Source organism: Chryseobacterium contaminans, assembly GCF_001684955.1.
Lineage (GTDB): Bacteria > Bacteroidota > Bacteroidia > Flavobacteriales > Weeksellaceae > Chryseobacterium > Chryseobacterium contaminans.
In genome coordinates this window covers 1-15,022 of record NZ_MAYF01000035.1, presented here as the reverse complement: position 1 = coordinate 15,022, position 15,022 = coordinate 1, and the positions used below count along the sequence as shown (strand labels likewise).

The window sequence follows — 15,022 nt, the reverse complement described above, 5'->3', positions numbered from 1 at the left end:
TTGATTTTTTAAAATATCCGAATTTCCGGGATCTGCCAGTAAATCAGTGCTGATATATTTCATAGAGGCTTTTTTTCAACAAAGGAAATTAATATTCTATCTTTGTTTTTAATTAATCTAAATAAAAATTATGAAGAGAATTTATATTTTATTATCTATGCTGCCTGTTGGTTTATATGCTCAGAATTTTACAGAGATACAGACCGGAATGAATAATTTTTATTTCTCAGCAGTTGATATTGCCGATGTGGATAATAATGGAACATTGGATATTGCAGTTAATGGAGCCATTGATTCAGATGGAGACGGAAGTCCCGATGCTACCTATAATGAAGTATACCGTAATAATGGAACCACTTTACAACCTTATACCGATCTGGGAGGAGATGTAACCCACCTTGGAGATATAAAATTTATTGATTTTAATAATGATGGCTTAATGGATATTATTTCTACAGGTCTGAGTTATTTAGATATTGTGAATTATAAGCATTACAGATTCAAAAACACAGGAGTTGGCTTTGTAAGAGAAGATGAGCTTCCTGGAAAGATATATGGCTCACTGGAGGTTTTTGATTTTAATCATGACGGAAAACAGGATTATGCCATTAATGGAACTCAGTTTGCCCATGGAGGAGGCTTTAGAAATACTGTTGACTTTTATCAAAACACAGGATCGGGTTTTAATATGACTGAAAACTGGGCAGATGGAACTCAAAACGGAAGTTTTAAAGTAGTAGATCTTAATAACGACCACCTTTTGGATCTTGTTATTATAGGCTCAGATATTAACGGAGATCCGGTATCAAAAGTATATATCAATAAGAATGGAACATTGGTTCATACACAGGCTCTGGATTCTTTAATATCTGGAAAACTGGAGGTTGCAGATTTTAATGCGGATGGCTTTCAGGATATTGTAGTGGCTGGTAAAGATGCGAATGATGATCCTTATCTTGCCGTTCTGATGAATGATGGAACAGGAAACTTAGTAGTTCACCAGATTTCATCAGAAATTTCAGATGCGTCCTTAAGTGTTGGGGATCTGAATAATGACGGTTATTATGATTTTATCATTTCCGGTGATGTAAATTATAATGCCGTGGTAAAAACGTATGTATTTAATCCGGCCAATCAGAATTTTTCCGAAGGGACAATAACAGGGTTATATAATCTCGGAGGCCCGGGAATGATACAATTGTTTGATTTTAATAATGATCATCATCTGGATGTTTTACTGGGAGGTTTTGATTGGGCTAATCCGGATATTCCATCTTTAACAAAGGTTTTTAAGAACGATTCTATGGAGCAGAACATGAAACCTTCAGCTCCCACTAATTTAAATCTGAGCAAAAACGGAAGCCGATTTAATTTTACCTGGAGTGGAGCTACGGATGATAAAACTCCAACGAATGCTTTACGTTATGAAATTAAAGTAGGCTCTACCCCAAACTCGCAGGATATTGCCAAATATATTGTTACGACTCCTTCATGGTTCCTGGATCTTGATCCGGCTATTCAGAATGTTTACTGGAGTGTAAGATCCATTGATGCTTCAAAAGTTTATTCTGATGTTTCTACACAGGGGACATTGTCAACAAGAGAGAATGCGATCAATAAAGAAAAAGAACTTGTTATTTATCCAAACCCTACTTATGATAAGGTATATATTAAAGGAGAGAAGGTTTCAGAGGCTGAAATGTATTCAATGGAAGGAAGAAAGCTGAATACAACTTTAACAGCAGATCAGTCTATTGATGTTTCTCATCTTCCAAAAGGAATATATTTATTAAAACTGAAGATAAAAAACGAAATAACCACCAAAAAACTTAGTATTAAGTAACTTCACTGAATCATTATTCTATCTTGAGAGAAACCAGACGTCCAGCTGGTTTTTCTTTTTTTGTTCTGAAAATATGTTGTTAGTATTGTAAAATATTTTATCGCAGAATTCAAGATTATGCAAAGGTTTGTGGCTATTTGGGTGAAGATTAGTATTGTTTGTGTTTAAAAAAAATCTGCGTCATCAGCTCAATCAGTGAGAGTATAATAGCTCTCAGATCTTGCCGATAACGCAGATTATATTGTATAAGTATAAGATCAGTGTGACTGATTCTTAAACACTATGCTTTCTTTATCTTAGACTGAAATCTTTTGATGAGATAGTAGAATAATAAAAACCCTAAAGCGAACATTGAAAATCTTGAAAGAAGATCTCCTGCTCTTGAGTAAAATGTCATCCCTTCATAAAGATTAACCTTTGAAAATAATGCGGTTTTATCTCCATAGAAAGTATCCGCTACCACTTCACCTTTTGCATTAATATGTGCTGAAATCCCACTGTTGGCAGCGCGGGCAATTTCTCTTCTGGTTTCAATAGCTCTTAATTTAGCATAAGATAAAAGTTGTTTGTGTCCTTCAGTAACGCCCCACCAGGAATCATTGGTCATAATCCCCAGGAAGTTGGCTCCTTTTTTTACATAATCTGTAACAAACTCTCCATAAATACTTTCATAACAGATAATAGGTGCCATTTTTCCTTTGTTATAAGGATTGGAAAAGGCCATTCTTTCTTTGTCTGTTCCTAAAGAAGCTACAGTTCCGCCTAAATTAAGCATAGCATTCCCTAAAATTGGTTTTAAAACGCTCATATAAGGGAAGATCTCAACCCCGGGAACGAGTTTCCCTTTATGGTAGATCTGGGTTTTCTGTTGTGGAGCAAGCTGAACAGCAGTGTTGTAACTTGCTACCCAAACTCCCTGATTAATTTCATACGCTTCCTTTGGTAAGGTTTTAGGATCAAAAAATAAACGGTGGGATGAGATTCCTGTTGTAAAAACAGATCCCGGATGTTTAGATAAAAAGTCTTTAACGTTGTTCAACAGTAAACTTTTTTCAATTCCTGTTTCAGAAATAGAACCCCTGCCAGGAAGAGCCGTTTCCGGAGCAATATAATAATCTATTTTTGTGGTTGAATTTTTTTCAGCCAGAGCCAAAAGATCCTGTTCAATCGTTAAGCTGTCTTTTGAATATTTTTCAGCATAAGGATCAAGATCAGGCTGTAGCATCAGTACGTTTACCTGTCCGGATGGCTTTTCATTAAAACTGTTATACTTAATGATGGAAATAATCATCGGAATAGCGATTAAAGCTGCTATAATAGATGAGTTTTTGATCAGGTCTTTTCTTTTTCTTCCTGCCTCCCAGGTTCTGATTGTATAGAATATAAGAACATTAGTTAACAGAATCCAAAAGCTTCCGCCAGTTGCTCCTAAGGTATCATACCATTGAATCAGTTTTGGGTAATCTGAAAATACGTTTCCTAAGTTCAGCCATGGCCAGGTAAGTTCCCATCCTAAATGAAATTTTTCAAAACTCATCCAGATCGCTATTAAGAATCCTAATCCCCAATACGTCCCTTGTGCATTTTTATACCAATGATAGCACTGGAAAACCAGAGAATAAAGGAGAGAGTTTACAAGAACAGGAAACACCACTGCCATTAAAGAGTGGCTTCCATCCGGATTTTTAGAGCCGTACAGCCATCCTGTAGTGACAATATTCCAGATGACAAAGCAAAGATAGGAGAGCCCGAAGACCATCCAGCTTTTTCTTTTATAATCTGAAAATTTTGAAATGCCATGTTCCATCATCAGAAGTGGAACGAGGGCGAAAAAGATAAAAAAAGGAACTCCATAAGTAGGCCAAGAGACCGACAGCAGCATTGCTGAAATAAGTGTTAGCAGAACGTATTTCATTAAATTATTTTAATATACAAATTTAATGTTTTTGAAATGAATATATTAGCATCTGATGATAAAGAAATTATATAAAATTGTTATTGCTCCTTATACCCTGTTTTTGCTGTATCTGATGTTTCTCGGAATGGGCAGATTTCAATATGAAGATAACCTGATTACAGTGGAACCTGTGCTTTCTACCATTAAGTTTATTCAGGGAGCCATGTCATGGAAGGATATTGTTATTATTGTGGTCGGAAATATTGTGATGTTCATTCCTTTCGGCTTTCTGGGGTGGATCTTTCCGGAGCTAAGAGATCTGAAGTCCTTAATTTTTACTTTTATACCGGCTATTACCATTGTGGAAGGGCTGCAATATTTTACAAGAATGGGAATATTTGAGGTAGATGATATCCTCCTCAATACATTTGGGGTATATTTAGGATGGCTGTGTCGTAGATTTTTGGAAAAAAGATTTAGCTGTTGAGCTCTTTTGCTCTTTTTTCGGCATTTAAAATTCCCTGTTTTAAAATTTCCTTGAAACTATTTTCTTCAAAGGTTTTTAGAGCGGCTTCTGTAGTTCCGCCTTTGGAGGCTACATCTTTGATGAGTTCTTCGAGGTTCTTTTCGGAATTATTAATGAGATGATAGGCTCCCAGCATGGTTTGTTTCACGAACAGCTTGGATAGATTTTCTTCAATTCCCATTTCCATTCCTGCCTTAATCATCGCATCGATAATATAGTAGAAATAAGCAGGCCCGCTTCCGGAAAGAGCTGTAACACCATCCAGAAGGTTTTCATCTTCCAGATAAACCGATCTTCCGGTACTGTTTAAAAGCCTTTCAATGTTGATAAGTTGGCTGAAGGAAATGCCGTCTGCTGCAGTATAACCGGTAATTCCCATTCCCAGAAGGGTAGGAGAATTAGGCATAGCTCTTACCACCAGCGGATGGTTTAATGATTTTTGAATTTTTTCAATATTAATTCCGGCCATAATGGATAAAACCATCTGGTTTTCCTTTAAAGTAAATTTGAAATTCTGAGCAACTGTTTGAAAATCCTGTGGTTTTACAGCGATAATAATCAGGTCAGCATCCAGCTCTGTAACTTCTTCAAAAGTGGATGTTTTTGATTTGGGGAATTCTTCTGCTATTTTGGAGATTTTTGTCTGGCTTCGGGTAATCAGATGAAGGTTTTCCGGTTTAATCAGTTCATATTTCAAAAATGATTTTGAAAATGATAGTCCCATATTTCCGGCTCCCAAAATAGCTATTTTCATGTTGGTATGTTTATTTTTAGCTAAAATAAGGATTTTATAAAAGTTGTTGAATATTATTTGGTTAAAAACGCTAAGCCATAAGAAACCCAAAGATTTTTAAATGTGCTTAGCTCCGTCATTAGAAATAAAAAAGGCTGTATTCACATTGAATCAACCTGTATATTTTAATTAAATAATATTCACTTCCCGTTCTAGTTCTATCCCGAATTTTTCTTTTACGGAGTTGATGATTTCAGTGGAAAAATCAAAAATTTCTTTACCGGTTGCTTCTCCGGTCGCGTTGATGATAACCAGTGACTGAAGTTTGTGTGATGCTACATTTCCGATCTGTTTCCCTTTCCATCCGCATTGTTCAATCAGCCATCCGGCAGGAACCTTTACCATATTGCCATTAGGATAGCCTTGGATATTATCGAATTTCTGTTTTAACTCTTCAAACTGAGCTAAAGGGATGGTAGGATTCTTGAAAAAACTTCCCGCATTTCCTATTTGCTTAGGATCTGGTAATTTACTTTGTCTGATGTTGATAACAGCTTGAGAGACATCCTGAATAGAAGGGTTTTTAATTCCGAGGTTTTCAAGTTCAGAGGTAATAGCTCCATATTCTGTTTTGATGTGGTGGTCTTTCTGGGTAAGTTTAAAGGTAACTTCCAGAATAACGTATCTTCCTTTTCCTTCCTGCTTGAAAATAGAGTCTCTGTATCCGAATCTGCATTCCTCAAGACTGAAAGTTTTAAGGTCGAGCGTTTCCAGATCCAATACTTCACAGCTTACAAATACATCTTTAATTTCTGTTCCGTAAGCGCCAATATTCTGCATAGGAGAAGTACCTACATTACCGGGAATTAAAGAAAGATTTTCCAATCCGCCATAATTTTTACGCAGACAGTACATGACGAATTCATGCCAGTTTTCCCCAGCTTTTGCAGTTACCAAAACCTCATTTTCATTGAGATGTTTTTCGGAGATGCCTTTTAAATTAAGCTTAATAGCAAGGCCGTCAAAATCTTTTGTCAGCAGAATATTACTTCCGCCTCCCAAAAATAAAAGAGGAAGATTGTTTTCTTTCGAAAAGGTAAGAGCGCTTTTTAATTCTTCAATGTTGTTTATTTCAACAAAGTATTTTGCGTGAGCATCAACACCAAATGTATTGTAAGGCTTTAAGGAAAAATTTTCTTGCATGTTTTATTGGTATTCTTTTGGAAGAATTTTGTCTAGTTGTTCTTTAAGCTGCTGAAGTTGTTTATAATGTTTCGGATCAGCAAAAGAGTTGACGAAGAAATGAGCTTTCCTGGAAGTACGTATCTGAAAAGTCTCATCAATACCATCTACAGACTGCTGGCTTGGTGAACTTTTTATCTTGTCAAGATCTTTAACATTAATGGAGGAGATGAGCTGCTTCCATGTATCAGGAGTGATGGCTGAAGCCCATTCCTGATGGGTTTTATTGGCAGTGGCTCCTTTTTCTACAAAGACAGAGTCTTTGGTGGCTTTTATAATCCTGTATTCTCCCATTGTGCCGCCTATATGAGATAGCCTTATCAAAGTTATTTCATTGGCAGAAGCCGCAGATTGTTTTGATTTTTTTGAATCACAGGAAAAAAATGCCGACAGCAAAAAGATCGGAAATATGAGTTTCAGATATACATTTTTTGTTGTCGGCATCTTGTATAATTTATAGGCTGAATTCTTCTCTATACTGTTTTAAAGCATCTTTCAGAATTTCAGCACTTCTTTTAAGATCTTCTTCTTTCAGTACGTAAGCAATTCTTACCTGTTTTTTACCTAATTCAGGATCACTGTAGAAACCTCCGGCAGGAGCTACCATGATGGTTTCTTTGTTGTTGGAATATGATTCAAGCAACCATTGTGCAAATTTCTCTGTATCGTCTACAGGAAGTTCTGCCACACAGTAGAAAGCACCTCTTGGTTTAGGACAGATTACTCCCGGAATAGCATTTAAAAGGTCTACTAAAATATTTCTTCTGTGAGTATATTCTTCTCTTACTGCTCTGATGTAAGCCCCGTCATTCTGGTGAGCGGCTGTAGCTGCAATTTGTCCTAAAAGAACAGGGCTTAATCTTGCCTGTGCAAAAAGCATCGCTGCATTACGGATTTTTTGAGAACGGGTAACCATACATCCGATTCTTACCCCGCACATTGAATAACGCTTGGATTCTGAATCAATAACGATGCAGTTTTCTTTTAATTCAGGGAAATCAAGGATAGATATCTGTTGTTTTCCGTCGTATACATATTCTCTGTATACTTCATCAGAGATGATTACGATGTCATATTTTAATGCAATCTCGGCAAGTTTCTGAAGTTCTTCACGAGTGTAAAGATATCCTGTAGGGTTACCTGGATTACAGATAATGATTGCTCTTGTTTTTTCTGTGATCTTTTTTTCAAACTCTTCAATAGGAGGCAGGGCAAAACCTGTATCAATGGTAGACGAAACCGCTACTACATTTACATCGAATGTACTGGTAAACCCATTGTAGTTAGCATAGTAAGGCTCAGGGATAATTACTTCATCTCCTTCATCACATAAAGTTGAGATCGCAAAGTTAAGCGCTTCAGAGCCACCATTGGTAACAATAAAGTTATCAGGTGTCAGATCTGAAAAACCTAAAGAATGGTAATATTCTGTAAGGGCTTTTCTGTAGTCTAAGTTACCTTCAGAAAGTGCATATTCCAATACTTTAAGATCAATGTTCTTTAAAGCATTTAATGCTGTTTCCGGAGTTTCAATATCAGGCTGTCCGATATTAAGGTGGTATACTTTTATTCCTTTTTGTTTTGCTTGTAACGCAAAGGGAACCAGTTTTCTTACCGGCGAAGGCGGCATATGCAGTGCTCTGTTTGAAATATTCGGCATTGTTCAAAAAATTTGTATGACAAAAATAGGATTTAATTTCCCAATAATAAAATTAAGAATAAGAAGAAACGGCTTATTATTCACTTTCAGAGCTGGTAATTTTATAAATAGAATTGCTGATATTAATGTTGTTTTTGAGTTAATGTTGTTTATTTATTAAAAATAAGTATTTTATATTAATATTTTTCTTAATTTACGGCTTAAATATGAATAAAATGACAATAAATTTATTTTTTAGAGCTTTTCCTGCTATTGCTCTTCTTTCAGCATCAGCAATGATGGCTCAAAATTTTCAAAAAATGCCGATTACTTCCGGTTTTACAGCAGATGTAATTGCGAACGGGGAAGGTTCTTCTTCAGTATCTACCACAACAGATGTGGATGGTGTATCTTTTGCTTTTGTAGCGAAGGACTTTAAACTTACATCTGCGAGCCCTGCTCTTACATACGGAATTCCTGCAGATGGTATCATTAATTCAATAGTATCTTCCACACCAGGTCTTAGTTTTCAATTGGGGGATTTAAGTGCCAATAACTCTTTGAAACTGGTGACAACAGGAGATAACGGAACTCTTGTCTTTACTACTCCAATGGCTGCTTTTAAGTTGTATATGCTTTCAACGAGTGGTAGTGGAACTTCTGCAGTGGATGTTACTGTAAATTTTACAGATAATTCAACGCAAACGCTTTCTAATATCAACCTTTCAGACTGGTATGGTGGAAGCAATGCTGCCATTCAGGGAATTGGAAGGATTAACAGAGATAATGATAATTTAGAACCTAACAGCAGTAATCCCAGATTGTATCAGTATGTTTTAAATATTGATGCTGCTAATCAGGCCAAACTAATACAGAGTGTTACGGTTACAAAAAGTTCCGGATCCGGAATTCCTAATATTTTTGCTTTTTCAGCAGATGCTTTTACAGACTGTATTGCTCCTACAACAGATGCGGCAACAGCAATCACGGCCAATACGGCTCAGATTTCATGGTCGGTTCCTGCCAGTAACCAGACTGTAAGTTATGATATTTATTATAGTACCAATCCTGCAGTTCCTGCCAGTAATGTAAATCCTAATTATTCTAATGTTACAGGAACTTCTTATACCCTGAATAATTTATCTCCAAGTACAACGTATAATTATTGGGTAAGAGCCAATTGTAGTACAGCAACAAGTAAGAGTGTATGGTCTCTTGCTAAATCATTTACAACCCAGTGTGGTGCAATAGTGCCTTCCTATACTAATAATTTTAATAGTTTTCCAGGACAATGCTGGGTTCATTATTTAAATGGAGGGGATCCAACTACAGGACCATCAGATACAGTTTATTCTTATTGGGGTTCACGCAGTTTTCTGAATACCCCTGCTAACGGACTTTCAGCCTATATGAATTTATATTCTTCAGACAGAACAGGTTGGCTTAAAACAGTGTCTTTCGATCTGTCGGCAGGTGGTTATAAAGTGAAATTTAAATATGGAGTAACACAATATTATAATGCTGATTCTTCGGGAATGGATAGTGATGATGTCGTTCATTTCCTGGTTTCCAATGATGGCGGAACTACATGGATGATTTTACAAACCTGGGATGCCAATAATACTCCGTCTAATACTGCTAATGAATATACATTTGATCTGGCTAATTTTGTAGGGGCGAATACTGTCTTTGCATTTTATGGAAGTACAGGCTCATTGGATGAAGATATGGATTATAACTTCTATGTGGATGATTTTACGGTTGAAAACGCTCAGTTAAGTACTTCGGAAGTAAATAAACCAGTGAAAAAAGCATCAGTTCATCCGAATCCGTTTAAAGATATTCTGTATATTTCAGATGTAAGAGATGTTAAGTCGGTAGCTATAACGGATACGGCAGGAAGAGTGGTGAAAACAGTTGAAGGTTCTGTGAAAGAACTGGATCTAAGCAGACTGAACTCCGGATTGTACTTTGTTACTCTTTACTTTAAAGACGGATCTCAGTCTACAGTAAAAACAATAAAAAAATAATTTTTTAGTGTAAATAAAGTTGAGCGGCGGTGCATTATTGTATCGCTGCTTTTTTATATCAATGAATAACTATTTTTATTAACTTGACCCTCTAAAACTTACTGAAAATGCAAATTATATCAACATCATTAGAAGATTATCTTTCCAAGATTCCGGAGGAAAGACAAGAGTCTTTTAAAAAGCTTTATAATGTGATTAATAACAATCTGCCTGAAGGTTTTGAAGAAATATCCAATTACGGAATGTTAGGCTGGGTAGTTCCTTTGAAAACTTATCCTGCGGGGTATCATTGTGCGCCCGGAACTCCTTTGCCTTTTATTAATCTGGCCTCCCAAAAGAATTTTATTGCATTGTATCATATGGGATTGTATTCCAGACCGGAATTATTGGAATGGTTTGTAGCAGAATATCCTAAGCATTCCAAGAAAAAACTGGATATGGGAAAATCCTGTGTACGTTTCAGAAAACCAGAAGATATTCCTTTTGAGCTGATTGCAGAACTGAGTCAGAAGATGACGGTCGACGATTGGATTGGGATCTATGAATCTCAGTATAAGAAATAAAAAAGCCCTGAATCATATTGATTCAGGGCTTTTTTAGGTTGGAAGCAGGAAGAGGGAGGATGGAAGTTACTGTTGTACCTCTGAGTTTATCATTTATTATTAAAAGGTCAATTAATGGATATTTTAGTGATTTTATGACGAAGATAAACTTCCTTCTTCCAGCTTCTGGCTTCCCTTCTTTAAAAATCAATATCCCAGATGCCGGCTTTGCGCTCAAGTTCTATTAAAGCAGAAGCATTGTCTGCGAGAAGCTGAAAATAATTCTGACGAAGTTCATTATATGTTCTCTGAGCATTCAGAACTTCCAAAATAGAACTTTCTCCACGCTGATAACTGTAAGTAATTCCCTTGAGGATACTTTCAGCTTCTTTCAGCATTCCGTTGTCAAACTGTTGCAACTGTTTTTGAGCGGAAGTATACTGTTGGTAAGCCTGGGTTACTTCCATTCTGATATTGTTTTCAACCTGTCTGTATTCTGCTTCTGCCTGTGAATAACCCATTTCGGCAATTTTAAGATCTGCATTCCGGCGGTTGGAAAATTTTAAAGGAATACTCATTCCTAATTTTACCGTGTTCACAGCAGGAGAGGGGGCAATTTCATTATTGGCTATGGTGTTGTGCCCGGCTCCGGCGCTTAATCCTAAGTCTATAGCTCGGTTGGCTTTCTCAAGTTTAACACGGCTTGCAGCAGTATTGATATTTTGCCTGGAAGCCAAAAGGTCGGCTCTTTGGTTAAAAGCCTGTGTGATGAGGTCACTCAACGTGAAATTTCTGTTGAAATTATTAAGGTCGCCAGTTACTTCTTTGCCAGTACTGTCACTCCCCATAAAATCGGATAAAGCAGTGATGGATTGTTGTTGAGCGCCTTCCAGCTGGTAGACTTCATTCAATAAAGAAGAAGCCTCCAATCGGCTTTGTTGAGAAGTTACTCTGGAAATATCCCCTAATTTATACCGGATACTGTCAGATTTTGCTAGTTTGAGCATACTTTGATAAGACTCTTTCTGAACATTCAGCAATGCTTTTGATTTTAACGCTTCAACATAACCTAAAGTAGCATCAGCAAGAAGGTTTCTTAGATAATCCTGCAGTTGTAGTTTAGAATATTCAGCTTCGTTCTTCGCGGTTTCTATTCTGGCTTTTCTTTTGCCGCCTAGTTCAAGGGTCCAGCTTACTGCTCCTCCAACCGTATATCCCATATCTTTGGAAATTCCGTTGTTTGAGGTTTCCATTTCAATTTGAGGATCCGGGAAAATTCCTGCGGTGAGGATTGACGCTTCAGCCATGCTTACATTGTATTTTTGGGCAGCAAGACCAAGATTTTTATCCTTCACGTAATTCAGGTATTCATTGAAGTAAATAGGTTCCTGTTCTGTCTGGCCTTTGATGAATATACCTTTAACGGTACATAATACTATGATTAAAAAATTAAATTTCATGAGAGGTTGCATTTTGTTTGTCAAAACGGTATTCAGCTAAATAATAAATGGCAGGAAGCACAAACAGGGTAAGGAATGTGGAAAACATCAATCCATACACAATCACGGTAGCCAAAGGCCTCTGTACATCAGATCCGATTCCTGTTGCCAAAGAGGCTGGTAATAATCCAATGATGGCTACTGATGCGGTCATCAATACTGGTTTGAAACGATCTTTTGCTCCCTGAATAACCGATGCTTTAAGTGGTATTCCGCTTTTTCTTAAGGTATTGATATGGGAAACCATAATTACCCCATTCTGAATAGCTACCCCGAATAAAGCGATAAAACCTACAGCAGATGATACATTAAGTGACATTCCTCTGATATTTAAGGCCAGCATTCCTCCAAATAAAGCCAGTGGAATAATACTCATTAAAACCAATGCCTGTCTGAAAGTTCCGAACGCTCCATACAACAACAGAAACATAACAGCTAATACCAATGGGACAATAACGGCCAGTCTTGAATAAGCCCTGTTTTTATTTTCAAACTGTCCGCCCCATTTGATCTGGTATTTTTCATGATCGTAACGGATGTTTTTTTCAATACTTTTCTGTGCTTCGTTGATGAATGAAGTAAGATCACGGCCTCTCAGATTAAGCTTAACGGTCAGATGCCTTTTGTTCATTTCCCTTGTGATGGTGCTTTCTCCGGTACTTAATTTTACTGTAGCAATCTGTGAAAGCGGAATTTTTGCTCCTGATGAAGAGGTCAGCATCAGATTTCCTATTTTTTCAGGAGTATTTCGACTGCTTTCCACATAGCGGCAGGAAATATCATAAACTTTATTGCCAATAAAGATTTGTGATACTGCTTTTCCTCCAAGTGCAGTTTCAATAAGATCGGTAACATCAGAAACATTCAAGCCATATTGGGCAATTTTATTTCTGTCTGCGATAATCTGCAACTGGGGAAGTGGTGGTTCCTGATCAATGGCAAGATCTGCAGAACCGGGAACTGTTTTTAAGAGAGAAAGAACATTCTCTGCAACCTGTCTTGTTCCGGCAAAATCATCCCCGTAAATTTTTACTACCAACTCACTGTGGGCTCCTGATATTTTATCCATTACTCCATCAATCATAGGTTGGGAGAAACCTACGGTGAAGCCCGGCATTTCTTTATAATCTTCTGCCAGTTCTTTGATGAGGTCTGCTTTTGTCTTACCTGATACCCATTCTTTGTATGGTTTTATCCCTACAGATACTTCAAAGTGAGAAGCAGTCCATGGATCGGTGCCATCATCATTACGTCCTGCCTGTACCATAATGTAAGTTACTTCGGAATGTTTCATTGTTTTCATACGAAGTGAATCACTCATTTCCTGAGCTTTTTTCAGAGAAATTCCGGGTGGAAGCTGTACTTGTAACCAGATAGAACCTTCATCAAGTTCCGGTAGGAAGTCTTTACCCACGCTATAGGAAAGAATTCCGGCTCCAAGTAATACAATTCCTGCGGGAATAAAGATTTTTTTTGGCGCAGACATGATTTTGTCAATTCCCTTTCCATAAGCGTTGCTTACTTTCTCCAGCCATCGGTTATGATAAAGCTTTCTGGGTTTTCTGTAAATCATATAAGCCAATCCGGGAATCAGTAATAATGCGACTGCCAGGGCTCCTAATAATGCGTATCCTACTGTAAATGCCATGGGAGTAAATAATTTTTTTTCAACCCTTTCAAATGCGAACAGAGGCAGGTAAGCCGTAATGATGATAATTCCTGAAAAGAATATCGGTTTCGCAATTTCAGTGGCTTTTTGAATGATTGTTTTCTCTTCCAGTTCTTTGTCCGGATGTTCTTCCCTCTGCCTTAAAATAGCTTCCAGCATTACAATAGAACCATCTACAATAATTCCGAAATCTATGGCTCCCAATGAAAGAAGATTGGCTGGAATATTGGTGAAATGCATTAAAATGAAAGCGATAAGAAGTGAAAAAGGAATAGTAATCGCTGTTAAAAGAGCTCCCCGCCAGCTTCCAAGGAATACAATCAGGATAATAATCACCAACACAATTCCTTCCGTTAAAGTATGGGAAACGGTGTTAAGCGTTGTTTTTACAAGATCAGTTCTGTCCAGATAGGTATGAATTTTTACCCCAGCCGGAAGAATATTTTTGTTGAGCTCATCTACTGCTTCATGTACACCAATCAATACCTGTGACGGGTTTTGTCCTTTTAAAAGTAAAACAATTCCGCCTACACTTTCATTATAGTTTCTGTTTCTGTCTGTAAACCCAAGAATTCCTTTGCGTTCAAGATTTCCATATTTGAGATTTCCGATATCATTTAAAAAAACAGGAACTCCTTTTTCAGTCTTTACAACGGTCTTTCCGAGATCATCAAGATTTTTAATCAATCCAATCCCACGAACTACATACGCAAGATCTCCACGGGGAAGCATGCTCCCGCCTGCGCTGGCATTGTTTTTACTGATGGTTTCAATAACTTCTGCAAGGGAAAGACCATATTGTTCCAGCTTGTTGGGATCGAGTTCTATCTGAAACTGGGTGGTTATTCCACCAAAATTAGTTACATCGGCAATTCCTGAAACCTGTTTTATCCTGGGGATGATAACGAAGTTCTGAAGATCAGTAAGCTCTCTCAGGCTGTGATTATCACTTTCAATCACATACCGGTAGATTTCTCCTATGGGCGAGGTTAAAGGATCTAATCCCGGTTGTGCTCCATAAGGCAGAGACACTTCAGCCAGTCTTTCCTGGATACGCTGCCTAGCCCAATAATCATCAATTCCATCATCAAATACAATGGTAATCATGGAAAGCCCAAATGTACTTTTGCTTCGCATCACATGCATTCCCGGGATCCCGTTAAGAGCTCTTTCCAGCGGAATGGTGATCTGCTGTTCTACTTCTTCGGCAGCTAATCCCTGAACCTGAGTTACTACTTGTGAAGTCGTATCTGCTATATCAGGATAGGCTTCAACGGAAAGCTTAGTCCACGAATAGTAACCAAAAAATCCTAATAATATAAAGAGAGCCAGTATAAGCCATTTTTTCTGTATGGAAACGGTTAATAACTTTTTCATAATCTAACTTTAATGGAAATCTCAG

The 15,022-nt window shown here is 37.3% G+C and carries 11 protein-coding genes; 4 read left to right on the top strand and 7 right to left on the bottom strand.

Translation table 11 applies throughout. From position 1 onward, the window contains the following. Nucleotides 1-130 precede the first annotated feature (130 nt). Nucleotides 131-1,843 (top strand): T9SS type A sorting domain-containing protein, encoded by a 1,713-nt coding sequence (locus BBH99_RS03480; protein WP_066692048.1) that lies wholly within the window; start codon nucleotides 131-133, stop codon nucleotides 1,841-1,843. Nucleotides 1,844-2,123: 280 nt separating this feature from the next. Here the strand turns inward: BBH99_RS03480 and lnt are convergent, their stop codons facing one another. Further along, the gene (lnt, locus tag BBH99_RS03475) at nucleotides 2,124-3,758 is read right to left on the bottom strand and encodes an apolipoprotein N-acyltransferase (RefSeq protein WP_066692046.1); all 1,635 of its coding nucleotides are present in this window, start codon (nucleotides 3,756-3,758) and stop codon (nucleotides 2,124-2,126) included. A 55-nt stretch (nucleotides 3,759-3,813) separates the two neighbouring features. Between lnt and BBH99_RS03470 the strand changes: the two genes are divergently transcribed. Then, on the top strand, nucleotides 3,814-4,227 hold the full coding sequence (locus tag BBH99_RS03470) for a VanZ family protein (protein WP_066692044.1): 414 nt from the start codon (nucleotides 3,814-3,816) through the stop codon (nucleotides 4,225-4,227). On the opposite strand, the gene proC is transcribed toward BBH99_RS03470, so the two are convergent. The 4 genes from proC to BBH99_RS03450 all read right to left on the bottom strand — a co-directional run bounded on the left by proC (nucleotide 4,217) and on the right by BBH99_RS03450 (nucleotide 7,901). After that, the gene (proC, locus tag BBH99_RS03465; RefSeq protein WP_066692042.1) at nucleotides 4,217-5,020 is read right to left on the bottom strand and encodes a pyrroline-5-carboxylate reductase; all 804 of its coding nucleotides are present in this window, start codon (nucleotides 5,018-5,020) and stop codon (nucleotides 4,217-4,219) included. The genes BBH99_RS03470 and proC overlap by 11 nt on opposite strands. A gap of 168 nt (nucleotides 5,021-5,188) precedes the next feature. Beyond that, nucleotides 5,189-6,202 (bottom strand): UDP-N-acetylmuramate dehydrogenase, encoded by a 1,014-nt coding sequence (murB, locus tag BBH99_RS03460; RefSeq protein ID WP_066692040.1) that lies wholly within the window; start codon nucleotides 6,200-6,202, stop codon nucleotides 5,189-5,191. A gap of 3 nt (nucleotides 6,203-6,205) precedes the next feature. After that, the gene (locus BBH99_RS03455; protein WP_066692039.1) at nucleotides 6,206-6,685 is read right to left on the bottom strand and encodes a hypothetical protein; all 480 of its coding nucleotides are present in this window, start codon (nucleotides 6,683-6,685) and stop codon (nucleotides 6,206-6,208) included. A gap of 10 nt (nucleotides 6,686-6,695) precedes the next feature. Next, complete coding sequence (locus tag BBH99_RS03450) at nucleotides 6,696-7,901, bottom strand: pyridoxal phosphate-dependent aminotransferase (protein WP_066692038.1); 1,206 nt, start codon at nucleotides 7,899-7,901, stop codon at nucleotides 6,696-6,698. Between the two features lie 215 nt (nucleotides 7,902-8,116). On the opposite strand from BBH99_RS03450, the gene BBH99_RS03445 reads away from it, so the two are divergent. Then, entirely contained in the window at nucleotides 8,117-9,910 is a 1,794-nt protein-coding gene (locus BBH99_RS03445) for a T9SS type A sorting domain-containing protein (RefSeq protein ID WP_165601873.1), read from the top strand. 107 nt (nucleotides 9,911-10,017) lie between these two features. Beyond that, nucleotides 10,018-10,473 (top strand): DUF1801 domain-containing protein, encoded by a 456-nt coding sequence (locus BBH99_RS03440; protein ID WP_066692035.1) that lies wholly within the window; start codon nucleotides 10,018-10,020, stop codon nucleotides 10,471-10,473. Between the two features lie 179 nt (nucleotides 10,474-10,652). On the opposite strand, the gene BBH99_RS03435 is transcribed toward BBH99_RS03440, so the two are convergent. Together BBH99_RS03435 and BBH99_RS03430 are read right to left on the bottom strand one after the other, a co-directional pair. Then, on the bottom strand, nucleotides 10,653-11,912 hold the full coding sequence (locus BBH99_RS03435) for a TolC family protein (protein WP_228390730.1): 1,260 nt from the start codon (nucleotides 11,910-11,912) through the stop codon (nucleotides 10,653-10,655). After that, on the bottom strand, nucleotides 11,902-14,997 hold the full coding sequence (locus tag BBH99_RS03430) for an efflux RND transporter permease subunit (protein WP_066692031.1): 3,096 nt from the start codon (nucleotides 14,995-14,997) through the stop codon (nucleotides 11,902-11,904). The genes BBH99_RS03435 and BBH99_RS03430 overlap by 11 nt, the downstream gene beginning before the upstream one ends. Nucleotides 14,998-15,022: the final 25 nt, after the last annotated feature.